Origin of the sequence: Actinacidiphila bryophytorum, assembly GCF_016916835.1 — a bacterium.
Taxonomy (GTDB): domain Bacteria; phylum Actinomycetota; class Actinomycetes; order Streptomycetales; family Streptomycetaceae; genus Actinacidiphila; species Actinacidiphila bryophytorum.
In genome coordinates this window covers 16,067-38,949 of the sequence record NZ_JAFFIX010000032.1, presented here as the reverse complement: position 1 = coordinate 38,949, position 22,883 = coordinate 16,067, and the positions used below count along the sequence as shown (strand labels likewise).

The 22,883-nt window shown below is 72.6% G+C and carries 19 protein-coding genes; 8 read left to right on the top strand and 11 right to left on the bottom strand.

The window, feature by feature from the left end; all coding sequences use genetic code 11:
- Position 1 precedes the first annotated feature (1 nt).
- A complete protein-coding gene (locus tag JT723_RS31635) occupies positions 2 to 1,180 on the top strand; it encodes a dipeptidase (protein WP_205048299.1) in 1,179 nt (392 codons plus the stop codon).
- A gap of 13 nt (positions 1,181 to 1,193) precedes the next feature.
- On the opposite strand, the gene JT723_RS31630 is transcribed toward JT723_RS31635, so the two are convergent.
- Positions 1,194 to 1,562, bottom strand: a complete 369-nt coding sequence (locus JT723_RS31630; protein WP_205048298.1) for a VOC family protein — start codon at positions 1,560 to 1,562, stop codon at positions 1,194 to 1,196.
- A gap of 93 nt (positions 1,563 to 1,655) precedes the next feature.
- Between JT723_RS31630 and JT723_RS31625 the strand changes: the two genes are divergently transcribed.
- Complete coding sequence (locus tag JT723_RS31625) at positions 1,656 to 2,231, top strand: CGNR zinc finger domain-containing protein (protein ID WP_251512965.1); 576 nt, start codon at positions 1,656 to 1,658, stop codon at positions 2,229 to 2,231.
- A 33-nt stretch (positions 2,232 to 2,264) separates the two neighbouring features.
- Here JT723_RS31625 and JT723_RS31620 read toward each other — a convergent pair whose 3' ends face one another.
- Positions 2,265 to 3,605 (bottom strand): UDP-glucose dehydrogenase family protein, encoded by a 1,341-nt coding sequence (locus tag JT723_RS31620; RefSeq protein ID WP_205048297.1) that lies wholly within the window; start codon positions 3,603 to 3,605, stop codon positions 2,265 to 2,267.
- A gap of 113 nt (positions 3,606 to 3,718) precedes the next feature.
- Between JT723_RS31620 and JT723_RS31615 the strand changes: the two genes are divergently transcribed.
- The 3 genes from JT723_RS31615 (at position 3,719) to JT723_RS31605 (ending at position 7,099) form a co-directional block, all read left to right on the top strand.
- Complete coding sequence (locus JT723_RS31615; protein WP_251512964.1) at positions 3,719 to 4,948, top strand: LCP family protein; 1,230 nt, start codon at positions 3,719 to 3,721, stop codon at positions 4,946 to 4,948.
- 112 nt (positions 4,949 to 5,060) lie between these two features.
- Complete coding sequence (locus JT723_RS31610; protein WP_205048295.1) at positions 5,061 to 6,221, top strand: acyl-CoA dehydrogenase family protein; 1,161 nt, start codon at positions 5,061 to 5,063, stop codon at positions 6,219 to 6,221.
- A gap of 203 nt (positions 6,222 to 6,424) precedes the next feature.
- A complete protein-coding gene (locus JT723_RS31605) occupies positions 6,425 to 7,099 on the top strand; it encodes an LAETG motif-containing sortase-dependent surface protein (RefSeq protein WP_205048294.1) in 675 nt (224 codons plus the stop codon).
- An 82-nt stretch (positions 7,100 to 7,181) separates the two neighbouring features.
- Here JT723_RS31605 and JT723_RS31600 read toward each other — a convergent pair whose 3' ends face one another.
- Positions 7,182 to 8,408: an LCP family protein gene (locus JT723_RS31600; protein WP_205048293.1), complete on the bottom strand. Its 1,227-nt coding sequence runs from the start codon at positions 8,406 to 8,408 to the stop codon at positions 7,182 to 7,184.
- A gap of 117 nt (positions 8,409 to 8,525) precedes the next feature.
- Between JT723_RS31600 and JT723_RS31595 the strand changes: the two genes are divergently transcribed.
- Complete coding sequence (locus JT723_RS31595) at positions 8,526 to 9,080, top strand: acyl-CoA thioesterase (protein ID WP_205048292.1); 555 nt, start codon at positions 8,526 to 8,528, stop codon at positions 9,078 to 9,080.
- Positions 9,081 to 9,118: 38 nt separating this feature from the next.
- Here the strand turns inward: JT723_RS31595 and JT723_RS31590 are convergent, their stop codons facing one another.
- Complete coding sequence (locus JT723_RS31590; protein ID WP_443608270.1) at positions 9,119 to 10,666, bottom strand: LCP family protein; 1,548 nt, start codon at positions 10,664 to 10,666, stop codon at positions 9,119 to 9,121.
- Positions 10,667 to 10,782: 116 nt separating this feature from the next.
- On the opposite strand from JT723_RS31590, the gene JT723_RS31585 reads away from it, so the two are divergent.
- On the top strand, positions 10,783 to 11,829 hold the full coding sequence (locus JT723_RS31585) for a glycosyltransferase family 2 protein (RefSeq protein WP_205048291.1): 1,047 nt from the start codon (positions 10,783 to 10,785) through the stop codon (positions 11,827 to 11,829).
- Positions 11,830 to 11,900: 71 nt separating this feature from the next.
- On the opposite strand, the gene JT723_RS31580 is transcribed toward JT723_RS31585, so the two are convergent.
- The 5 genes from JT723_RS31580 to JT723_RS31560 all read right to left on the bottom strand — a co-directional run bounded on the left by JT723_RS31580 (position 11,901) and on the right by JT723_RS31560 (position 19,558).
- Positions 11,901 to 13,700, bottom strand: coding sequence for an LCP family protein (locus JT723_RS31580; protein WP_240166495.1), 1,800 nt, complete (start codon positions 13,698 to 13,700; stop codon positions 11,901 to 11,903).
- 126 nt (positions 13,701 to 13,826) lie between these two features.
- Positions 13,827 to 15,542 (bottom strand): LCP family protein, encoded by a 1,716-nt coding sequence (locus JT723_RS31575; protein ID WP_251512960.1) that lies wholly within the window; start codon positions 15,540 to 15,542, stop codon positions 13,827 to 13,829.
- 217 nt (positions 15,543 to 15,759) lie between these two features.
- Positions 15,760 to 17,145, bottom strand: a complete 1,386-nt coding sequence (locus tag JT723_RS31570) for an LCP family protein (protein WP_205048289.1) — start codon at positions 17,143 to 17,145, stop codon at positions 15,760 to 15,762.
- A gap of 50 nt (positions 17,146 to 17,195) precedes the next feature.
- Positions 17,196 to 18,386 (bottom strand): LCP family protein, encoded by a 1,191-nt coding sequence (locus JT723_RS31565; RefSeq protein ID WP_205048288.1) that lies wholly within the window; start codon positions 18,384 to 18,386, stop codon positions 17,196 to 17,198.
- Positions 18,387 to 18,802: 416 nt separating this feature from the next.
- Entirely contained in the window at positions 18,803 to 19,558 is a 756-nt protein-coding gene (locus JT723_RS31560) for a TIGR03089 family protein (protein WP_205048287.1), read from the bottom strand.
- Positions 19,559 to 19,611: 53 nt separating this feature from the next.
- Here JT723_RS31560 and JT723_RS31555 point away from each other — a divergent pair, with 53 nt between their 5' ends.
- The gene (locus tag JT723_RS31555; RefSeq protein ID WP_372441398.1) at positions 19,612 to 20,577 is read left to right on the top strand and encodes a DNA-3-methyladenine glycosylase family protein; all 966 of its coding nucleotides are present in this window, start codon (positions 19,612 to 19,614) and stop codon (positions 20,575 to 20,577) included.
- Between the two features lie 31 nt (positions 20,578 to 20,608).
- On the opposite strand, the gene JT723_RS31550 is transcribed toward JT723_RS31555, so the two are convergent.
- Positions 20,609 to 21,925: a coenzyme F420-0:L-glutamate ligase gene (locus JT723_RS31550; RefSeq protein ID WP_205048286.1), complete on the bottom strand. Its 1,317-nt coding sequence runs from the start codon at positions 21,923 to 21,925 to the stop codon at positions 20,609 to 20,611.
- Complete coding sequence (cofD, locus tag JT723_RS31545) at positions 21,922 to 22,878, bottom strand: 2-phospho-L-lactate transferase (RefSeq protein ID WP_205048285.1); 957 nt, start codon at positions 22,876 to 22,878, stop codon at positions 21,922 to 21,924. The genes JT723_RS31550 and cofD overlap by 4 nt, the downstream gene beginning before the upstream one ends.
- Between the last annotated feature and the right edge of the window lie 5 nt (positions 22,879 to 22,883).

Here is a 22,883-nt window from a genome sequence, read left to right as displayed (position 1 = left end):
CATGGACCTCCTCGCCCGCGCCCGCGACCTGCTCGCCGCCCACCCCGTCGTCGACGGGCACAACGACCTGCCGTGGGCGCTGCGCGAGCAGGCCGGCTACGACCTGGACCGGCTCGACATCGCCGCCGACCAGAGCGACCGCCTGCACACCGACATCCCGCGGCTGCGGGCGGGAGGGGTCGGCGGGCAGTTCTGGTCGGTGTACGTGTCGGTGGAGCTGGCAGGGGCCGACGCCGTCACCGCGACGCTGGAGCAGATCGACGTCGTCCACCGGATGACCGAGCGCTACCCGGACGACCTGGTGCTCGCGCTGACCGCGGACGACCTGGAGAAGGCCCGTGCGCAGGGCCGTGTCGCCTCGCTGATGGGCGCCGAGGGCGGACACAGCATCGACGGCTCGCTGGCCGTCCTGCGGGCCTTCCACGCCCTCGGCGTGCGCTACATGACGCTGACCCACAACACCAACACCGCGTGGGCGGACTCGGCCACCGACGAGCCCGCGGCGGGCGGGCTGACCGCCTTCGGCGAGGAGGTGGTCAGGGAGATGAACCGGCTCGGCATGCTGGTGGACCTCTCGCACGTCTCGCCCGACACCATGCGCGCGGCCCTGCGGGTGGCCGAGGCGCCGGTGCTCTTCTCGCACTCCTCGGCCCGCGCGGTCTGCGACCACGTGCGCAACGTCCCCGACGACGTGCTCGCCCAGCTGCCCGCCAACGGCGGCGTGGCCATGGCCACGTTCGTGCCGAAGTTCATCCTGCCCGCGGCCATCGAGTGGACCGCGGCGGCCGACGCCAACATGCGCGCGCACGGCCTGCACCCGCTGGACACCACCCCGGCGGGGATGGCCGTCCAGCGGGCGTACGAGGCGGAGCACCCGCGCCCCGCCGCGACCGCGGCGACCGTCGCCGACCACCTCGACCACATGCGGGAGGTGGCGGGCGTCGACCACGTCGGCATCGGCGGCGACTTCGACGGCACCGCCTTCACACCCGACGGCCTGGCCGACGTGGCCGGCTACCCGAACCTGATCGCGGAACTCCTGCGCCGCGGCTGGTCTGACGCCGACCTCGCCAAGCTGACCTGGCACAACGCGGTGCGGGTGCTGCGCGAGGCGGAGGCGGCCGCGGCCGCGATCCAGGCGGTACGCGGCCCGTCCGCCATGGTGCAGCCGGCCGGCTGACCCTGGTTGCGGCTCAGCAGCCGCACAGGCAGAAGGGGTGGCCGACCGGGTCGGCGTAGACGCGCCAGTTGCGCGTGCCGCCGAGGTCGCCCTCCAGCAGGGTGGCGCCCAGCGCGATCACCTGCTTCTCCGCGTCGTCCATCTCGGCGCGCGGCACCGCGATGTCCAGGTGGTACTGCTGCGGGCGCTGCGGGTCGGGCCATGCGGGCGCCTGGTAGGTGCCGACGCGCTGGAAGGACAGCGTCTGGCCCCCCTCGCGGTTGAGGTCCACCCACTCCTCGTCGTCGATCTCGACGGTGCCGCCCACCAGCTCGGCATAGAAGGCGGCAAGGGCAGCGGGGTCGGGACAGTCGAGGACGACGGCGCTGAGCCGGCCGATCATGGCGGTTCCTTTCGTCGGACAGTGTTACCGGCTACGGGGTAGGTAGCGGTAACCGTTACTTCATGATGGCGGAGCAGCGGTAACGTGGCAAGGGTGGAGCAGCCAGGAGTACGCAGTCCCGCGCCCGAGGCGCTGCAGCTCGTGCAGGACCTGGTCAACACCGTGGACCTGGAGGCCGGCGCCGACGAACTGCGGACGGCCGAGGACGCCGCCGGCTGGGCGCGCGGGCGGGGCCTGTCAGGGCTCGGCTACGACGCGGGCGCGCTCGCCGACGTCCTGACGCTGCGGGAGGCGCTGCGGGACGTCTGCACCGCGCACACCGGCACCGACGTCCCCGCGGCCACCGTGGCGGCCCTGGACGACCTGCTGGAGCGGGCGCCGCTGCGGCTGGCCGTGGACGCCGAGGGCCGCGCCGCCGTACGACCCGCGGCCGGGCTCACCGGTGCGGCCGAGGTGACCGCAGCGGTCGCCGCGGCAATTGTGCGGGCGACGGCGGACGGGACCTGGCCGCGGCTGAAGGCGTGCGCGGCCGACACCTGCCGCTGGGTCTACTACGACCGCAGCCCGGCGGGCCGCAGCCGCTGGTGCACCATGGCGATCTGCGGCAGCCGGGCCAAGATGCGCACCTACCGCAAGAACAGCAGGGCGGGCGCGCGGGAGGCCGGCTGACGGCGTGGGGAGCACGTCCGCCGGGAGTACGCCTCAGGCCTGCGGGCGGCCCATCGCGCGGTAGGTCCAGCCCGCCTTGCGCCACACCGCCGGGTCCAGGGCGTTGCGGCCGTCCAGCACCGCGTGGCCGCGCGCGACCTCGGCCAGCGCGGCCGGGTCCAGCTCGCGGAATTCCCGCCACTCGGTCAGGTGCAGCACTATGTCCGCGCCGCGGACCGCGTCCAGCGCGGTCGGGGCGTAGCCGAGGGTCGGGAAGAGCGCGCGGGCGTTCTCCATGCCCTTGGGGTCGTAGACGGTGACCTGGCCGCCCTGCAGTTGGATCTGGCCCGCCACATTGAGCGCGGGGGAGTCCCGCACGTCGTCCGAGTCGGGCTTGAAGGTGGCGCCGAGCACCGCCACCCGGCGGCCGAGGAAGCCGCCGCCGAGCGCCTCGCGGGCCATCTCCACCATGTGGGTGCGGCGCCGCATGTTGATCGAGTCGACCTCGCGCAGGAAGGTCAGCGCCTGGTCGGCGCCCAGCTCGCCGGCCCTGGCCATGAAGGCGCGGATGTCCTTGGGCAGGCAGCCGCCGCCGAAGCCGATGCCGGCCCGCAGGAACTTGTGGCCGATCCGGTCGTCGTAGCCGATCGCCTCGGCGAGCTTGGCCACGTCGCCGCCGGCCGCCTCGCTGACCTCGGCCATGGCGTTGACGAAGGAGATCTTGGTGGCCAGGAAGGCGTTCGCCGCGGTCTTGACCAGCTCGGCCGTCGGATAGTCCGCGACGACGAAAGGCGTGCCTTCTGCGACGGGCGTGGCGTAAACCTCCCGCAGGAGTGATTCGGCGCGCTCGCTCGCCACGCCCACCACGATCCGGTCCGGGTGCAGCGTGTCCTGCACCGCGAAGCCCTCGCGCAGGAACTCCGGGTTCCACGCCAGCTCCGCGTCCGCGCCGGCCGGCGCCAGCTCGGCGAGCACCTCCGCCAGCCGGGCCGCACTGCCCACCGGAACCGTGGACTTGCCGACCACCAGCGCGGGCCGCCGCAGGTGCGGGGCCAGCAGGGCGAAGGCGCGGTCCACGTAGCTCATGTCGCAGGCGTACTCGCCCTGCTTCTGCGGGGTGTTGACGCACACGAAGTGCACGTCGCCGAACTCGGCCACATCCTCCCACGACAGGGTGAAGCGCAGCCGCCCGCTGGAGCCCTCGATCCCGGCCACGTGCTTGGCCAGCAGCTCTTCCAGGCCCGGCTCGAACATCGGCACCCTGCCCTGCGCCAGCATCTCGATCTTCCGCGGCTCGATGTCGAGCGCGAGCACGTCGAAGCCGAGTTCGGCCATGGCGGCGGCATGGGTGGCGCCGAGGTAGCCGGTACCGATCACGGTGAGCTTGAGAGGCATGGGCCAGAGCATATCCGCCACCGACTGGCCCAAAGAGGGGGTGCGCACAGGTCGGCAGGTCCACAATGCGGAGACCGAACGCGTGTCCGGGGGATGGCGGGGTGGGGGCGAACGTGGCTGGTGACGAGGACGGCAGAGCCGATGCGGCCGACGGCGTACCGGAGGCTGTCGGCGTACCGGAGGGCGGGGACGCAGCAGCGGCGGACGGCGTACCGGACAGCGGGGGCGTACCGGAGGCCGGGGACGTACCCGATACGGGCGGGAGCGCGGACGAAGCCGGTGCACCGGAGGCGGCCGAGGCGCGGCGGGCGCGGATCAGGCGCCGCACCCGGCGGGTGCTGTACGGCGCGCTGATCCTGCTGTGCACCGGCGCGCTGCTGATCGCCGGCACCGGCTACTGGGCCTACCAGCACTACACCGGGCGTGTGCAGCGCATCCCGCACGTCTTCCCCACCGACGTGCCGGCCGCCGCGCTCCCGCCGCCGTCCAGGAGCGGCAGCCAGACCTTCCTGCTGGTCGGCGTGGACTCCCGCTCCGACCTGCCCACCACGGGCAAGGACGCCAAGGCGCCGGAGTGGAAGCCGGGCGCCCAGCGCAGCGACACGATGATGCTGGTGCACCTGCCGGCCGACCACAAACACGCCTACGTCGTCTCGCTGCCCCGCGACTCGTGGGTGAACGTCCCGGGGCACGGCATGGCCAAGCTGAACGCCGCCTTCTCCTGGGGCGGCCCGCCGCTGCTCATCGACACCGTGCAGCGGCTGACCCGGGTGAAGATCGACCACCTCGCGGTCATCGACTGGAGCGGGTTCAGGAAGCTGACCGACGCGGTCGGCGGCGTGGACATCACCGTCGACAGGACCGTCACCCGCCGCAACGGCCCCGGCGGTGTGTGGACCGCGGGCCCGCACCACATGGACGGCGACGACGCGCTGGACTACGTGCGCGAGCGCTACGGCCTGCCGGGCGGCGACCTCGACCGGACCCACCGGCAGCAGAACTTCCTGCGGGCGGTGCTGTCCAAGGTGCTCTCCGGCGGGACCGTGACCAACCCGCTCAAGCTCAAGCGGACCCTGGACCAGGTCACCTCGGTGGTCAGCGTGGACGACCGGCTCTCCGACGGGGCGCTGCGCGACCTGGTCTGGGACATGCGCTCGGTCCGCTCCTCCGACATGGTCTTCATGAACGCGCCCGTCGCGGGCTTCGACACAATCCAGAAGCAGTCCGTCGTCCTGCTGGACGACACCGGCAGCGCGCAGCTGTGGGAGGCGGTGCGCAACGACACCATGGCCGACTTCGTGGCCACCCACAGCCTCGACACCCTCGGCACCCACGTGTCGTGAGCCGCCGGTGTCGCGGCCCCCGCTGTCGGGAAGGTCACGTAGGACGGATCGGCCGCACGGCCCTAGGATTGTAGGGTTACTTAACGGTAGTTAGCATCGGGAGTGAGACTCTGTGGCCGGATCCTCCGACTTCGACCTTTTCCGGACCTCCGAAGAGCACGACATGCTGCGGGACGCCGTGCGCTCCCTCGCCGAGGCGAAGATCGCCCCCTTTGCGGCAGAGGTCGACGAGCAGGGCCGCTTCCCCCAGGAGGCGCGCGACGCGCTGGAGGCCAACGACCTGCACGCGGTGCACGTTCCCGAGGCCTACGACGGCTCGGGCGCCGACGCGCTGTCCACCGTCATCGTGATCGAGGAGGTGGCCCGGGTCTGCGCGTCCTCCTCGCTCATCCCCGCGGTCAACAAGCTCGGCTCGCTCCCGGTGCAGCTGTCCGGCTCCGAGGAGCTGAAGACGAGGTATCTGGGCGCACTCGCCCGCAAGGAGGGCATGTTCTCCTACGCCCTGTCCGAGCCGGAGGCCGGCTCCGACGCCGCCGGCATGAAGACCAGGGCCGTGCGCGACGGTGACACTTACGTGCTCAACGGCGTCAAGCGCTGGATCACCAACGCCGGGGTCTCCGACTTCTACACCGTCATGGCGGTCACCGACCCCGACAAGCGCTCCAAGGGCATCTCCGCCTTCGTGGTGGAGAAGGGCGACGAGGGCGTCTCCTTCGGTGCACCGGAGAAGAAGCTCGGCATCAAGGGCTCGCCGACCCGCGAGGTCTACCTCGACAACGTCCGCATCCCCGCCGACCGCATGATCGGCGCCGAGGGCACCGGCTTCGCCACTGCGATGAAGACCCTCGACCACACCCGCGTCACCATCGCCGCCCAGGCCATCGGCATCGCCCAGGGCGCGCTTGACTACGCCAAGGGGTACGTCGCCGAGCGCAAGCAGTTCGGCAAGGCCATCGCCGAATTCCAGGGCATCCAGTTCATGCTGGCCGACATGGCCATGAAGCTGGAGGCCGCCCGCCAGCTCACCTACGCCGCCGCGGCCAAGTCCGAGCGCACCGACGCCGATCTGACCTTCTTCGGCGCCGCCGCCAAGTGCTACGCCTCCGACGTGGCCATGTCGATCACCACCGACGCGGTCCAACTCCTCGGCGGATACGGCTACACGCGCGACTACCCGGTCGAGCGCATGATGCGCGACGCCAAGATCACCCAGATCTACGAAGGCACCAACCAGGTCCAGCGGATCGTGATGGCCCGTAACCTGCCCGCGTAGCAACTCTGTAACAGCCGTCACGCAAAGAGCACCCGCACCGGGTGCTCTTTGCGTGTTTGGGGTCGAGTTGTGGGCGGTTTGCGATCAATTGACAAGCGCACGCGGCGACTTGTAGGTGTGTGAGGGCCATCAGTGGGACGGGGGGCCGCAGCGTCCGCTGAACGGCCTTCCGTGCTTGTGATCCGATCCCGTGAAGGGAAGACGTGTCCATAAACCGCCGCACCGCGATAGCGGTGCGTTCCATCGGCGTTGCCTCCGCCGCAGCCGCACTTGCGCTGGGCGTCGCAGGCAACGCGTTTGCTTGCTCCATCACCGAGTTCACCCCGTCGGCGACCTGCGACGATAGCAACCACGGTGTGATCAAGGTGCTCGACCAGGACGGCTCCGGGACCGCTGTCGACATCACGGTCTCCCAGGGCACGACCGAGGTCGGCTCCCAGAAGAACGTCAAGGGCAGCCGGGAGGGCGTCACCTTCACCTTCCCCGTGGACTGGGCGCCCAACACCGTCTACGCCGTGCACGTGGTCAAGTCGGGCGGCGGTGACGTCGGTACCAAGGAGGTGACCACGCCGGACAAGGGCTGCACCACGACGCCCCCCGTCGACAACCCGCCCCCGCCGGTCGACAACCCGCCGCCGCCGAAGGACGACACGCCGCCGAGCACCAAGCCCACCCCCTCGGCGACCACCACCACCCCGGCCCCGGCCGCCGTGGCGGACACCAACGCGCCCTCGCCCGCCGGCGGCACGTCGAACCTCGCCGAGACCGGTGGCGGCAGCAACACCGGCATGATCGCCGGTGTTGCCGCGGTGCTTGTCGCGGCCGGTGGCGGCACGGTCTTCATGCTGCGTCGCCGCAACCCGGCCGGACGTCACTGACCTCCGAACGCCGAACGGCCCCGGTTCCCACCGCGTCAGCGGGGGAGTCGGGGCCGTCCGCGTGCGCCGCCCGGTGGGCCGGCTACTTGGTGATGGTGACCTTGTCGTCGTTCTTCAGCTCGTCGAAGAGCGTCTTCGCCTTGGCCATGTCCCACTTCACGGCGTCGCCGTCGTTCGAGGTCATGTAGTTGGCGTTGGCTATCGGCACGGTGATGGAGTTGCCGCTGCCGCCGGTGACGCCCTTCATCGCCCAGAACATCGAGGCGAGGTTCCGCAGGCTCATCTTCTTGTCCACGATGAGCGTGTCCAGGCCCGAGCCGATCACCGGGTAGAGCTTGAACGGGTTCAGCACGGTCGAGGGCGACGCCGCCTGGTGGGCGAGGGTCGACAGGAACTTCTGCTGGTTGCGCATCCGGCCGAGGTCCTGGTCGGCCTCCTGGTGGCGCTGCCGGACGAAGGCGAGCGACTGCTGGCCGTTCATCTTCTGACAGCCCGCGGAGAAGTCCGCGCCGGAGGCCTTGTCGTGCAGCGGCTTGTCCAGGCACATGTTCACACCGCCGAGCGCGTTGACCAGGTTCACGAAGCCCGCGAAGCCGATCTCGGCGTAGTGGTCGATGTGGATGCCGGTGTTGTACTCGATGGTCCTGGTCAGCAGCTCGGGGCCGCCGTCGGCGTAGGCGCGGTTCAGCTTGTGCGTGGAGGCCGCGTACCGCTTGTGCGACTGCTGGCCGGTGAAGGCCGGGATGGTGACGTAGGAGTCGCGCGGCAGGCTCATCATCGTGGTGCCGTTGCTGCCGGTGTGCAGGATCATCATCGAGTCCGTGCGCTGGCCGGAGGCCGCACCGGTGTGCAGGTCCTTCTCGTCCTGCTTGGTCAGACCCTCGCGGCTGTCGGACCCCACGATGAGGTAGTTCGTGCCCTTGCCCGCCGGCGGGCGGTCCTCGACCTTGCTCAGGTCGACCTCGCGCCGCACCTTGGAGTCGGCCCAGAAGTACGTCGAGACCGACACCACCAGCAGTACGACGACCAGGCCGAGCGCGGTGTAGCCGATCTTCTTCCTGGTGCTCCAGCGCGGGGTGCGCGGTCCCGCGCTGCCGGGGCCGCCGGTGGTCGGCGGGCCGTATCCGTCATCCGACCCGCTGCTGGGCTGCGGGATCGCGCCGGGCGGCAGGCCGCCCGGCGCGGGGCGGCGGGTGGGCTGCGGCGGGACCCCGCCCGAGGCAGCGGCGGCCCTGCGCGGCGACAGTTCTGGGGGCAGCGGGGGCTCGGAGAGCCGGCGCTGCTCGGTGTCATCGCTCCAACCGTTCATGTCGGTCAGTGTGCCCGGCGGCGGCGTGGGACCTTGAATCCAGGGCGGTTCTGTAGCAGACCCGATGCATTCGGCCACCGGCCGCAGCGGTTTCGTAACGGACATAAAGTAGCTGTCATGATCGATTCATCCGACATCCCGCAGGTCCCGGTGACCCCGGGCAAGCCGACGTCAGCCGCCCGGATCACGCTCTCCCACATCATGAGCGCCCACGACACCAACCTGCTGGGCACGGTCCACGGCGGTGTGGTGATGAAGCTGGTGGACGACGCGGCGGGCGCCGTCGCGGGGCGGCACTCCGAGGGTCCCGCGGTGACCGGTGCGATGGACGAGATGATCTTCCTCGAACCCGTCAGGGTCGGCGACCTGCTCCAGGTGAAGGCGCAGGTCAACTGGACGGGCAAGACCTCCATGGAGGTCGGCGTCCGGGTCGTCGCCGAGCGCTGGAACGAGGCGGGGCGGCCCGCCAAGCAGGTCGCGAGCGCCTATCTGGTCTTCGTGGCCGTGGATGCCGAGGGCCGCCCGCGCCGGGTGCCGCCCGTGCTGCCGGAGACGGCCGAGGACCGGCGCCGCCAGCAGGAGGCGCAGATCCGGCGTACGCACCGGCTGGCCCGCCGCCGGGCGATCATGGAACTGCGCAGGGAGCGGGCGGCCGAGGGCCTGGACGGCTGACGGCCTCCGCCGGGGACCTGGTGTGAGGCACCCGGCTCTCAGGGGCAGCCCACCTGGTCGCCGGTGAGCGCGCCCTCCTCCGGCTGCGCACCGGGGTCGGGCAGCGGCGCGGTGACCGGCCTGACCCTGGCCATGGCGAAGTCCGGGCCGAGCGTGACCCGCATGACAGGACCCTGCTTCGGCGCGGGTACCAGCTGCGCCCCCGGCAGGGCGACCGCCAGCGCCTTCGCCGAGGTGTCCCAGCGCGGGTCGTAGCGGATGACGGTGTGCGGCACGTGCTTGCGGGCCGTCGTGGGGGTGCCGGTGGTGGCGAAACCGGTGGCGTGCAGCGCCTGCTGGGTGCTCCCGGCCAGACCGCCGACGGTGGTGCCGTTCTCGACCCGTACCCGGATCTTCGCCGGGTCGACCGCGACCGGTCTGCCGGCCGGCGTGGGGCTGCCGCTGGGGGTCGGGCGCGGGGCGGTGAGCGGCTTGTCGGCGCGGATGGTCGCCCACAGCCTGCCCGCCTTGAGCGCGTCCCACTTCACGGTGGAGCCGACGCCCGGCACGTTGAGGCTGGTGTTGCTCAGCGGCACCGAGGCGAACTCCGACGAGGAGGGTGAGAAGCCCTTCATGGCGCGGGCGAGGCTGACCATGTCGCGGCTGTCGAGCCCCTGGTCGGCGCGCACCGAGCCCAGCACGGTGGAGACGACCTTGCTGAGCCGCAGCGGGTCGCCGAGGGTGCCGCCGCTGGTGATCTTGCGGATGACCTGGGCCAGGAAGCGCTGCTGGCGCTGCATCCGCCCGAGGTCGGCGGCCGGGTCCAGATGCCGGGAGCGTACGTACTGCAGCGCCTGGCCGCCGTCTAGGTTCGTGGTGCCCACCGGCAGGTTCAGGCCGGTGAAGGAGTCCTTGAGCGGGCGCGTGGTGCACACCGGGACACCGCCGATGACGTCGACGGTCTTCATGAAGCTGGTGAAGTCGACCTCCAGGTAGTGGTCGATGTGGACGCCGGTGAGCTGCTCGACGGTCCGCACGGTGAGCTTGGGGCCGCCCTGGGAGTAGGCCTGGTTGAGCTTGGCGGGGCGGGTGGCGGAGGCGGGCTTCGCGGTGGGCTTCCCTGCGGGCTTCGCGGCGGCTTTGCGGGTGCCTTTCGCCGTCGCCTGGGCAGCCGCCGTCGCGGGCCTGGCCGGCAGCAGGACGTACGTGTCGCGCGGGATGCTGACGACGCTGGCACGGGAGCGGTCCTGCGAGAGGTGCACCAGCATGATGGTGTCCGTGCAGTGGCAGGGAGCGCCGCCCAGGTGGTAGAGCTTCTTCTCATTGGGGGCAATATTGTCCCGACCGTCGGTTCCGACCAGCAGGAAGTTCGTGCCCTTGCTCCCCTCGGGGCGGCCCTGCATGCCGCCGAAGGCGTCCACCCGGCCGATCGCCCCGTTCACCCCGGTCAGTGCCGCGTGGCCGACACCGCTCACGGTGATCACCACCAGTGCGACCCCGCCCACGATCCTGGTGCTCAGCCGGACGGGCGGCCGGCGGGCCGGCGCCGGCCGCCGCCCTGCCGGTGCGCGTGGGGGGCTGGCGGGACGTCGGCGGGTCGGCGGCACGGGATTCCCTCCGCGGTCGGACAGGGCGGGCAGACCCGTTCAGGCTAGGGACAAATAGGACTGTCAGCCTTGCCCCCACGCGCTGGTGTCCCCCATTGGCGGTAACGTTTCCCGCAATGAACGCCGCCAATGACCCCGCGCTCCCGGCCGTCTCCGTGATCATGCCGGTGCTCAACGAGGAGCGCCATCTGCGTAACTCCGTCCGGCACATCCTGGAACAGGACTATCCGGGCGAGCTGGAAGTCGTCATCGCGCTCGGCCCCTCCAAGGACCGCACCGACGCGATCGCGGCCGAGCTGGTCGCCGAGGACCCGCGGGTCCACACGGTGCCCAACCCCACCGGGCGCACCCCCGCCGCGCTGAACGCCGCGATCAAGGCCTCCCGCCACCCGGTCGTGGTGCGGGTCGACGGCCACGGCATGCTCTCGCCCGACTACATCGCCACCGCGGTACGCCTGCTGGACGAGACGGGCGCGGCGAACGTCGGCGGCATCATGCACGCCGAGGGCGAGAACGCCTGGGAGGAAGCCGTCGCCGCGGCCATGACCGCGAAGATAGGAGTCGGCAACGCGGCCTTCCACACCGGCGGCGCCGCGGCCCCCGCCGACACCGTCTACCTCGGTGTCTTCCGCCGCGAGGTGCTGGAGCAGCAGGGCGGCTACAACGTGGAGTTCATCCGCGCCCAGGACTGGGAGCTGAACTACCGCATCCGCGAGGCCGGCCACCTCATCTGGTTCTCGCCGGACCTGCGCGTCTCCTACCGCCCCCGGCCCAGCGTGCGCACCCTGGCCAAGCAGTACAAGGACTACGGCCGCTGGCGCCGGGTCGTGACCCGCTACCACCGCGGCTCGGTCAACCTGCGCTACCTGGCCGCGCCGGGCGCCGTCCTGGCCAACGCGGCGGGCATCGTCGTCGGCGCCGCGCTGACCCCGTGGGCGCTGCTGGTCCCCGCGGCCTACCTCGCCGCCATCACCGCCGGCTCGCTGCCCGCGGGCCGCGGCCTGGGCGCAGGCGCCCGGCTGCGCATCCCGCTGGCGCTGGCCACCATGCACATGTGCTGGGGCTACGGCTTCCTGACCAGCCCGCGCTCGCTGGCCCGCACGGTCATCGCCAGCCGCCGCCCCGCGGTCACCACCCCGCAGTCGGCGCCCGCCGACGTCTGACCCGACGCCGAAGGGGTCCGCCGGGGAGACCCGGCGGACCCCTTCCGCGTGTTCGGCGTGCGCCCCCTACGTCAGCCGGCCCAGCGGTAGATCGGCTGGATGGGCATGCAGCCCGTCTTGTCGGCGCCGTTGTAGACGTCGGCGCTCTTGGGCACGCCGCCCGCCTTGGGCAGCGTCGTGCTGTAGTCGGTGCCCTTCTTCCAGTCCGCGCCGACCGTCAGGGTGATGGCCGTGGCGGTCGCGGACGGCTTCACATTGCTCACCGGGATCTTCATGGCCTTCGCCACCGAGGTCGCGTCGGACTTGCCCTGCTCACCCGAGGCGGCCGGATACACCACGCTCGTGCCGGGGCTCGGCACCGCGGTCTGGCTCGGCTTGGCCTGGGTGAAGCCCGCGGTGTTCAGCGCCGTCGCGATGTCGGTGGCCCGGTGCCCGACGGCCTGCTGGTCGGACGTCCCCGCCGTGCCGTTGACCACGGTCACCGGGATCGTCGCGGGAGCCGCGGCGGGCGGCCCCGACGGGGTCGTCGGCTTGGGTGTCGGGCTCGCGGTGCCGGGGGTCTTCGCCTTGCCGCCCGCGTCCATGGCCACGTCGTTGCGCAGCAGCGACCACACCGTGCTCGCGTCTTTGGAGGGGACGTAGTGCGCGTTCGGGTCCTCGGGGTCCGCGTCGTGCGGCATGGTGAGCATCGTCATCCGGGACGGCGACACGCTTTTGAGCTCCATGCCCAGGTCGTAGAGCTTCTTCGGGGTGCCGATCTCCGAGGAGACCTCGAAGGCGCCCATCGCGGTGGTGGCGATCTTGTTCAGCCGGGCCGGGTTGCCGAAGAGGTTCTGCTCGCGCAGGGTTCGCATCAACGAGCTCATGTACATGTGCTGGGCCTTCGCGCGGCCCGAGTCGTCACCGAAGGCGTCGCGGGTGCGCAGCCACTGCAGCGCCTGCTTGTCCTTGATGACGTGCTTGCCGGCGGTGAGCTTCAGCCCGGACCCGCCGTGCTTGATGTACTTCGTCGGCCGGTCCCAGACGCTGTGCTGGACACACACCTCCACCCCGCCGAGCACGTCCGCCATCTTCACCACACCGGAGAAGTCGATCATCAGCCAGTGGTCGATGTAGACGTTGGTCAGGTTCTGCACGGTCGCCAGGGTGCAGCCGGGTCCGCCGCGGCCCAGCGAGGCGTTGATGATCGTGTTGGTCTCGGGATAGATGTGGTGGGTCTTGGGGTCCTCGCACTCGGGGATGCGCACCCGGGTGTCGCGGGGGATGCTGACCACCGACATGTTGCTGCGGTCCGCCGACAGGTGGGCGATCATGATCACGTCGGCGCGCGCGCCCGCGCTGTCGGCGGCGCCGCCGAGCTTCTGGTCGTCCGCGCTGAGCCGGCTGTCCGAGCCGAGGATCATGATGTTCATCGCCGAGCTGCCGTCGGCGTTGGCCTTGGGCTTGGCCACGTTCGTCTTGCCGCTGACCCGCTCCCCCTTGCGGATCTTGCTGGACAGGTACTCGTAGTAGCCGTACGCGGCCCCCGCCGTGCCCAGCACGGCGACCGCGGCCACGATCGCCACCCAGCGCAGCACCTTGCGCTTGCGGCTGCGCTGCCGCCGCGGGCCGCCCCTGCGGTGCCCGCCGCCCGGCGCCGCCGCGCGCCCCGCGGCCCCGTCGTCGGCGCCGCCCGCGCCAGGTCCGCCGGGTATCGGGTCGGGGCCGTCCCCGCCGCCGTGGGGGCTTCTCTGCCCGGGTATCTGCCCGCCGTCGTAGCCCGTCCCCGGGGCGTACGAGCGCGCGTCGTCCCGGTAGAGCCCGTCGTCCCAGCCGAGGTCGCCATGGTTCGACGCGGCACCCTGGCCGCCCCCCATTGCCCCGTCCCGCATCAAGAACCCTCCCCCTGCACCCGGCCGTATCTCGGTCGTCCTCCTGTCAGACGGCCGTCGGCCGCACGGAGTTGCATTCCGCGGCCTCGACTTAACACGACCCCGGTCGCCGGGAGGTTCCGTGAATCAGCTCACGCAGGACGAATTGTCCGCTTCGGTACGGTCCAGGTCGTCGGGAGCCGCCTCGGGGTCGGGGACCGGGACGCCGGCCCGGGTGAAGTCCGCACCGAGGGTGAGCGCCATGTCCGCGGCCGCCGTGCCGTCCTCGGAGGCCGGCGAGGGTTTCAGGGCGGAGCCGGGCAGGCCGAGCATCGCGGCCAGCGCGCGGGCCTGGTCGGCCTGCGCGGGGGTGTAGACCAGGGTGGTCCTGGCGGCCGGTGCCGGTGCGTTGCCGCCGTTGGCCGGGCCGCCGACGCCCTGGGTCCCGCGCAGCCAGGCCACGGTGCCGCGGGCCGCACCGAGGATGCCGCTGCCGTTGTAGACCCGAACGCGCACGTCCGCGGGGGCGGCCTTCGGGCCGAGCAGCAGGGCGGCGCTCTTCGGCCGCTTCTTGAGCCTGCCGAAGGGCACGTCGTCCTTGATCATCGTGAACAGCCGCTGCGCCCTGGCCTGGTCGACCACGACGGTCGCGTGGACCTTCTCGTGCGGATTGTCGACGACGGGCAGCGTGGTGAAGGTGATGTGCTTGGCGTCCACCTTGCTCAGGCCCTTCGCCAGGCTGGTCAGCTTGGCGACGCTGCCGATCGCGCTGTCCACGGTGAGCGCCTTGGTGGCCGTGTCCGCCAGCGAGAACAGCTTCCCGGGGTTGGTCAGCGTGCCGCTCGACTTGATCTTGCGGATCATCGCGCCGAGGAAGCGCTGCTGCAGCTTGATCCGGTCCAGGTCGCTCTGGTTGCGCAGCGCGTGCCGGGTCCTGACGAACTCCAGCGCCTGCTCGCCCTCGATACGGTGCGGCCCCGCGGACAGGTCCAGGTGCGACTTGGGGTCGACCAGCGGCCTGGCCAGGCACACGTCGACACCGCCGACCGCCGTCGACAGCTCCTTGACCGCTTCGAAGTCCACCATCATGAAGTGGTCCACCCGGATGCCGGTCAGCGCGGTCACCGCCCGCATGGTGCAGCCGGGGTCGCGCCCGCCGACGCCCAGGCTCTCGTTGAACTTCGGCGTGGTCAGACCGGCGGGAATGCCCGGGATCGTCGTCACCGTGCCGTCCTTCTGCCGGGTGGGGCAGTCGGGGATGCTCGTGACGATGTCCCGCGGGATGCTCATGGCCGTGGCATTGCTGCGGTCCGCCGACACGTGGAAGAGGATCGTGGTGTCGGCGTGCCCCAGGTTGTCGTCGTCGCCGTACTTCCCGCCCAGGCCCTGGCGGCTGTCGGTGCCGATCACCAGCAGGTTGAGCGGGCCGTGGCCGAAGACGTCCTTGCTGCCCGCGTCGCCGACGTCGACCGTGGTGAGGTTGCCGTTGAAGTGCTCGTAGACCAGGTAGCCGCCGACGCCGACCGCGACCAGGACCAGGCCCATCGAACCCGCCGTCCACAGCAGCGCCTTCTTGCGCCGGGACGGCCCCCTGCCCGGCGCACCGCCCTGCCTGCCCCTGCGCCGCCCCGGCGGCACCGGGGGAACGGTCCGGCGCCTGGGCTGCGGCACGGCGGCCGGTGCGGGCCTGGTCGCGGGGGCGGCGGGGACGCGGCCGGTCTGCCGGGGCAGGCCCTGCTCGGGCAGGCCCGCGGACCGCGGCCGGTCCCGCGCCGCCTCCTGGCGCAGCCGGTAGGTGCCGGTGGCCGGGTCGATGACCCACTGGTCCGCCGGATCGATCTCGTCTCGGCCTTGCGTGTCCACGGTGCCTCGGGTCCCCTCCGTCCGGTGATCGCCGGATCGCTTACAGTAGTCGCCCGATGGCATGCCGAAGCGCTGGACGGGTGCGTATCACCCCTGCCAAGAGGGGCAAAGGGCGCAATTCCTACCAGAATTGGTGTGGTTTTTCAGCAGCTTTTCACCGTGCTTTGCCACGGTGCCCACTTCTGCGGTATGTGTCGCAGCCGCGGCCGTCCCGCGGTCAGCAGTGCACGTCGGCGGCGGGAGTCAGCACAACTCCCTTGGGCGGCGCGGTCGGCGGCCCGACGGGCACACCGGGTGCGGTGAAGTCCGCGCCCAGGGTGAGGACCATGTTCGCCCGGGGCGCCGCGTCCTTGGTGCCGGGGATCAGCGCGGACGCGGGCAGACCCATCATCGCGGCCAGCGAGCGCGCCTGGTCGGCCTGGTTCGGCGCGTACTGCAGCGTCGTCCGCGGCGCCTTGGCGTGGGCGTCGCCGCCGTTGGTCGAGCGGTTGACGCCCTTGCTGTTCTGCAGCCAGGCCAGCACGTCCTGCGAGGCGCCGAAGACCCCGGTGCCGTTGTAGACCTCCACCCGGGTGTCGTGCGGTGTCGCCTTCGGCCCGACCAGCTTCGGGTCGGCCGCCGCGAGACGATCCGGGGACAGCGACACGTCGTGCGCCATCAGGGCGTAGAGCTGCGACGCCTTCTGCACGTCGGCCGCCCGCGGTGCGGCGCCGCCCAGCAGTGGCACCGTCACGAAGGTGACATGCCGCGGATCGGCCGCACCCATGGCGTCGGCGAGCGTGCCCAGCGCTTTCGCGCTGCCCAGCGGGGTGTCCGTGGTCAGCGCGGAAGGTGCGCGACGTGCCAGGGCCGCCAGCGTCCGCGGGTCGGCCACCGTACGGTCCACGCACAGGTCCGCCGCCGCCACCCCGCTCGAAGCGGCCTTCGCCGCCGCGTAGTCGACCAGCACGACATGGTCCACCGGCAGCCCCGTCACCTGCTCGGCCACCCGCAGCGCGCAGCCGGGGCCGCGCCCGGTCAGCGCGGCGGAGAAAGGCTGCTGCTTCGCGCCCTTGACGGTGCCGCCGCCGGCCGGGCAGTCCGGGATGTCCACCGCCATTGCCGCGGGAATGCCGAGCGCCGTCACATTGCCGCGGTCCGCGGCCAGGTGCAGCACGACGGCGGTGTCGGTGGGCCTGCTGCTGAGTAGCAGGACGTTCATCGCACCGGCGTGGACAGGGTCCTTGCTGCCCGCCGACCCGATCTCCACGGTGTGCACGGCCGCCCCGCCGCCCTGCCGCAGCACCACGACCCCCGCGGTCACCCCGGCGACCAGCACCCCGCAGGTGGCTGCCACGCCCCACACCAGGGCGGACGGCCTGCGCCTGCGCGAGGCCGCCCTGCGGCGGCGCGACGGCGCGGCGGGGGCGGCGGCGCGCCGCCCGCCGCGGCCCGAACGGGCGGCAGGCCGCACCGGTGCCGGTGCCGGTGCCGGTGCGGGAGCCGGGGTCTGTGCGGGGTGGCTTTCCGACGGCACGTCAAGGCGCAGCTCGTACAACCCCGTTGCCGGGTCCAGCACCCACTGGTCAGCCGGGTCGACGTACCCGGGCTCCTCCGTGTCCACGGTCGATCGGCTCCTCCATGCGCGGCAGGCCGAGCGCTCACCTTAGTTCATCAGGCTTTGCCGCAGATGTCGGCATCGGCGGTCCTGCCGCGGTAGGTGGGCGCCGAAGCGGTGGGCGTACCGCCGGGCGAAGGGGTGCCGGTGGCGCGGGACTTGCCGCCGTCCCCGCCCGCCGCGCTGTCCGACGAGCCGTCCGGGGCCACCGCCACCGTGACGTCGTCGCGGATCGCCGCGAAGAGCCGGTCGGCGGCGGGCTGCACCAGCTGGTCGCGGTTGTGGTCCAGCGTGTACTGCTCGCGCGGCACCGTCAGGAAGCGCAACTGCCCCGCCGGTATCCGCTGGATGTCGCGTGCCAGGCCGTACAGCTCGCTCAGCGAGTCCAGACCCGGGTCCGCGGTCAGCGACGACGTCGCCGCCGACAGCACCGGGTAGACCTTCGTCGGGTTCAGCAGCACGCCGTTGCTGCTGACCTTCGAGAACAGCGAGCCCAGGAAGCCCTGCTGGCGGTCCATCCGCTCGGTGTCGCTGCCGTCGCCGAAGCCGTGCCTGGCCCGCACATAGCCGAGCGCCTGCTCGCCGTTCAGCGTCTGCCGCCCGGCCGGCAGGTCGAGGTGCGCCTTGGTGTCGTGCACCGGCTCCGCCAGGCACACGTCCACGCCGTTGACCGCGTTCACGATCTTCTTGAACCCGGAGAAGTCCACGATCAGGTGGTGGTCGATCCTGATGCCCGTCATGTCCTCGACCGTGCGGATCGTGCAGGCGGCACCGCCGAACTCGAAGGCCCAGTTGAACTGCTCGAACTTCGGCTCGGTCTTGCCGCCGTTCGGCTTCGCGCAGCTGGGCACGTGCGCCATCAGGTCGCGCGGGATGCTCATCGCCGTGGCGCTGTGCCGGTCGGCGGCCAGGTGCAGCAGGATCGCGGTGTCGGAACGCTGCGTGCCGCTGTCCTCGCCGTACTTCTCGTTGCCGTCGCCCCGGTTGTCGGAACCCAGCAGCAGGATGTTCTCGGCCGACGTCGGACCCTCCGAGGGCCGCTCCGACGCATGCACCTTCAGCTCGGTCTCGGTGGCCGTGTCCGTCGTGATGTTCCCGTCGAGCCGCTGGTAGAGGTACCAGACGCCACCGGCGAGCGCCAGCACCACCAGCGCGGTGACCCCTGCGAGGATCTTGAGCCACCGGTAACTGCGGCGCGGCGCCGCATCCGTAGGGTCCTCCTCCGGAGGCTCTGCTGACGTCGTCACGTGCCCGCCCACCCTTGTCCGTCCGGCGCCCCGGACTCGACTGCCCGCGCGCCACTCGTTCAGACAGTCGATTCCCCCACTTGGTTGCCTGGGGCACCCCACGTCTTTCCTGCCGTGGGCGGGGGCGCGAAGGTGGGTGCCACTTGCTGTGGCGTTGCTTTCTTTCCGCCCGTTCGGGCTTGTCGCGCAGTTCCCCGCGCCCCTGGTTGTCGCCCTCTGCCCGCAGAGTCGGCGCTTTCAGGCGGCGCCCTCTGCGCGGGAGGGCGAGCGTTTTTAGGGGCGCGGGGAACTGCGCGACAAGCCACGACGGCGCCGCAGGCAAGCAGCTCGCCGCAAGGGGCACCCACCGCGCACCCCCCGCCGGGGGAAGGGCGAGTGCCACCGGGAGGGGCACTCGCCGGGGGCGGGGGAGGGAGCTAGAGGGTCAGGGTGACCCGCTCGGTCGCCTCGCGCGCAGCGAGCTGTTCCGGGGTCAACCCCCCGGCGTTGCGGCACAGCACGACCGACCCCCCGACGGCGAGCGGCGCGAGGAGCCCGGCCGCCAGGCCGGCCCAGGAGTCGAAGGGCAGGCGGGAAAGGACCCGTGCCCCGGGCGCGAGCCCGTACGCGTCGGCCGAGGCCACGGCCCGCTCCACGACCGCCCCGCCGGTCATGGCGCCGTCCCCGGCAAGGAGAAGAGCCGGCGAGCCCGTCCCGACGGGCGCGTACGGCACGAACCGATCCCCCTGCCCCGGCACTTCGACGGCGTAGTCGAGGAAGCCGGCCGGCGCTTGCGGGAAGCGCCCCCCGAGGGGGCGCAGCGCGAGCGCCACGCGTTCGCCGCCGCAGGCCCGCGCCTGCTCCAGCGTGTCGGGGCCGCTGACGACGAGGTCCGCACCGGCGGGGTCCGCGCCGGGCGCGACGACCAGGCCGGTGGAGAAGCCGGCGAGCACCCACACCGCGGTCTGCCAGTGCGCGGGCAGCAGCAGCGCGAGCCGGTCGCCCGGCTGCGCCCCCAGCTCGTCCTGGATGAGGTTCGCGGTCTTGGCGACCCAGTTCGCGAAGGTGGCGACGGACAGTTCGACCCGCTCGCCGGTGGCGTCGTCGTAGAAGGTGATCAGCGGCCGTCCGGGGTCGCCGCGCAGGGCGGAGGCGAGCAGGCCGGCGGGGGTGTCCTGGGCGGGTGACGTCACGCCGGCCAGGCTACCGGCCCGGCTTCGGGCCGGCGGCGGCTACCCTCGTGCGGGTGCCCACTCCGCTGCCCCGCCCCGCAGGCGACGTCCCCGCCCCCCGGCAGGAGCGGGGGCGTGTGCGCACCTGGAGCCCGCAGGGGCCGCTGGACGTGCGCCGCACTCTGCTGCCGCTGCGCCGCGGCCCGGCCGACCCGGCCTTCCGTATCGACGCGGACGGCACGGTGTGGCGGGCCAGCCGTACGCCCGCGGGCGCCGGCACGCTGCGGCTGCGGGGGAGTGCCGCGGCACTGGAGGCCGAGGCGTGGGGGCCGGGCGCCGAGTGGCTGCTGGACGGGCTGCCCGCGCTGCTGGGCGCGGACGACGACCCCTCCGCCTTCACCCCGCGGCACCGCATCGTGCACACCGCGCACCGCCGCCACCCGGGCCTGCGGCTGACCAGGACCGGACTGGTCCTCGAAGCGCTGATCCCCTCGGTGCTTGAGCAGAAGGTGACCACGGCCGAGGCCTACCGCGCCTGGCGGCTGCTGCTCTTCCAGCACGGTGAGCCCGCGCCGGGGCCGCGCGCCGACCGTATGCGGGTGATGCCGGACGCGCACGGCTGGGCAAGGGTGCCGTCGTGGGACTGGCACTGCGCGGGGGTGGACGACAAGCGCGCGTCCACGGTGATGCGCGCGGTTCGGCTCGGGGCACGGCTGGACGCGCTGACCGCCCTGTCGGCCGAGGAGGCCGGCGCCCGGATGCAGAGCCTGCCGGGGATCGGCCCGTGGACGGCGGCGGAGACGCTGCAGCGCAGCCACGGCGCCGCCGACGCGGTCACGGTCGGCGACCTGCACCTGCCGCACCACATCGGCTACGCGCTGACCGGTGCGCGGCGCTCCGACGACGCCACGATGCTCGACCTGCTCGCCCCGTACGCGGGCCAGCGCCACCGGGCGGCCCGGCTGATCCTGCTGGCCGCGCCGAGCCCGCCTCGGCGCGGCCCGCGCCTGGCCCCGAACCCGCCGACCCGCCACTCCTGAGTCAGCGGAACCCGGGCGCCCGTTCGGCCCGTCAGCGCACCGCGATGAAGGCGTCGGCCGCGCGCGGCGGCCTTGCCGGCGGAGCGGCGGACGGGCGGCCGATGGCCACCGCGCCCATCGGGTCCCAGTTCGCGGGCAGGTCGAGCACCGAGCGCACGACGTCACGGCAGAACATCGTGGACGACACCCAGGCCGAGCCGAGCTGCTCGCCGGCCAGGGCGACGAGGAAGTTCTCCACCCCGGCGCCGGTGGCGACGACGAACATCTCGCGTTCCGCCGCGGCCCGCCGCGCGTCGGGGTAGGCGTGGGCGCCGTCGGCGACCAGGCACGGCACCGCCAGGTAGGGCGCCTTGCGCAGGACGTCGCCGCGCCGCAGCCGCTTGGTGACGCTCTCCTCGGAGAAGCCGTCCCGCCGCAGGTCCGCCGCCCAGGCGTCGCGCATCGCGTCGAGCAGCCGGGTGCGCACCTCGGGCGTCTCCAGCAGCACGAAGCGCCACGGCGTGGTGTGGTGCGGGGCCGGCGCGGTCACCGCGAGGGCGACGGCCCGCCGTACGGCCGCCGGGTCGACCGGCTCGTCGGTGAAGTCGCGCACCGTGCGGCGCAGCGACACCGCCTCCCGCACGGCCTCTGAGGTGCCGAGCCGGAACATGTCGTCGGCGGCCCTGCGCACCAGCGGCCTGGCCCCGGTGTCGCCTGCCCCGGCGCTGTCCGGCGGGAGGACCACGGCGGCCAGGCCGCGGACGACGGCGACCGGCCGGCCGCTCGCCTTGCCCTTGACCAGGTCGCCGACCGCGGCGAGTTCGTCGGCCGTGGCGGTCACCGTCATCTGGAGCGGGTTGCCGTGCGAGTCCTGCCCGCCGCGCAGGTCGTCGAGCACCGCGACGCCGGCGGCGCCGATCGCCACGTCGGTCAGGCCCTCGCGCCAGGGCCGCCCGAAGGTGTCGGTGACGACGACCCCGACGTTGACGCCCAGCGCCTCGCGCAGCCCGGCCCTGATCCTGTGGGCGGACGCGTCGGGGTCCTCGGGCAGCAGCAGGACGGTGCCGGGTGCGGTGTTGGACGCGTCGACGCCCGCCGCGGCCATGACGAAGCCGTGCCGCGTCTCGACGATCCTGGTCGGCCCGCGGCGCGCCACCAGCCGTACGGCCTCGGCGTCGATCGCGGCCTCCCGGTCGTCGGCGTGCACCAGGCGGCCCTCCGCCTTGCTGACGATCTTCGACGTGACCAGCAGCACGTCCCCGTCGGCCAGTTCGACCCCGGTGGCCACGACGAGCTTGGCGATGTCGGCGCCCTGCGGGACCTCGCCGATGCCCTCGGGCGCGAAGACCTCGAAGCGTGCCGCGCTCATGCCCGTACCTCTTCCGCCAGTGCCAGCGCCTCGCGCGCCATGCGCGTGGTGGCGTCCAGATCGGTCATCATCAGCGGCACCGCCCGGCAGCGGATGCCGGCCGCCTCGACCTCGGCGACGGCGACCTCGTCCACCGTGTCCACCAGCCAGCCGTCGAGCAGCCCGGAGCCGTAGTGCGCGGCGACCGCGGCGGCCGTGGCTTCCACGCCGACCGCGGCCAGCACCTTGTCGGCCATGCCGCGCACGGGCGCGTCGCCGACGATGGGCGACAGGCCCACCACCGGCACCCCGGCCTCGGCGATGGCCTCGCGCACCCCGGGCACGGCCAGGATGGTGCCGATGCTCACCACCGGGTTGGAGGGCGGGAAGACGATGACGTCGGCGGCGGCGATCGCCTCCAGCACCCCGGGCGCGGGCTTGGCCGCCTCGGCGCCGACGGGCACCACGGCGTGCGCGGGGACGGCGGCGCGCAGCCGTACCCAGTACTCCTGGAAGTGGACGGCCTTGCGCTCGCCGTCGGTCTCGACCAGGACGTGGGTCTCGACCCGGTCGTCCGACATCGGGATCAGCCGGACGCCGGGCTTCCAGCGGGCGCACAGCGCCTCGGTGACGGCGCTGAGCGGATAGCCGGCGGCGAGCATCTGGGTGCGCACGATGTGGGTGGCGAAGTCCCGGTCGCCCAGGCCGAACCACTCCGGTCCCACGCCGTACGCGGCCAGCTCCTCCTTCACGGTGAAGGTCTCGTCGGCCCGGCCCCAGCCCTGCTCCTCGTGGATGCCGCCGCCCAGCGTGTACATCACGGTGTCGAGGTCGGGGCAGACCTTCAAGCCGAACAGATGGATGTCGTCTCCGGTGTTGCCGACGACGGTGATCTCCGCCTCCGGCGCCGCTGCCAGCAGGCCGCGCAAAAAGCGCGCCCCGCCGATTCCTCCGGCCAGAACCACGATTCGCATGGGTC

Excerpts from the sequence above, each read along its gene's own strand:
- JT723_RS31635 (WP_205048299.1), top strand. The coding sequence starts at position 2 with ATGGACCTCCTCGCCCGCGCCCGCGACCTGCTCGCCGCCCACCCCGTC.
- JT723_RS31630 (WP_205048298.1), bottom strand. The coding sequence starts at position 1,562 with ATGATCGGCCGGCTCAGCGCCGTCGTCCTCGACTGTCCCGACCCCGCT.
- JT723_RS31620 (WP_205048297.1), bottom strand. The coding sequence starts at position 3,605 with ATGCCTCTCAAGCTCACCGTGATCGGTACCGGCTACCTCGGCGCCACC.
- JT723_RS31600 (WP_205048293.1), bottom strand. The coding sequence starts at position 8,408 with ATGAACGGTTGGAGCGATGACACCGAGCAGCGCCGGCTCTCCGAGCCC.
- JT723_RS31595 (WP_205048292.1), top strand. The coding sequence starts at position 8,526 with ATGATCGATTCATCCGACATCCCGCAGGTCCCGGTGACCCCGGGCAAG.
- JT723_RS31585 (WP_205048291.1), top strand. The coding sequence starts at position 10,783 with ATGAACGCCGCCAATGACCCCGCGCTCCCGGCCGTCTCCGTGATCATG.
- JT723_RS31580 (WP_240166495.1), bottom strand. The coding sequence starts at position 13,700 with ATGCGGGACGGGGCAATGGGGGGCGGCCAGGGTGCCGCGTCGAACCAT.
- JT723_RS31550 (WP_205048286.1), bottom strand. The coding sequence starts at position 21,925 with ATGAGCGCGGCACGCTTCGAGGTCTTCGCGCCCGAGGGCATCGGCGAG.
- cofD (WP_205048285.1), bottom strand. The coding sequence starts at position 22,878 with ATGCGAATCGTGGTTCTGGCCGGAGGAATCGGCGGGGCGCGCTTTTTG.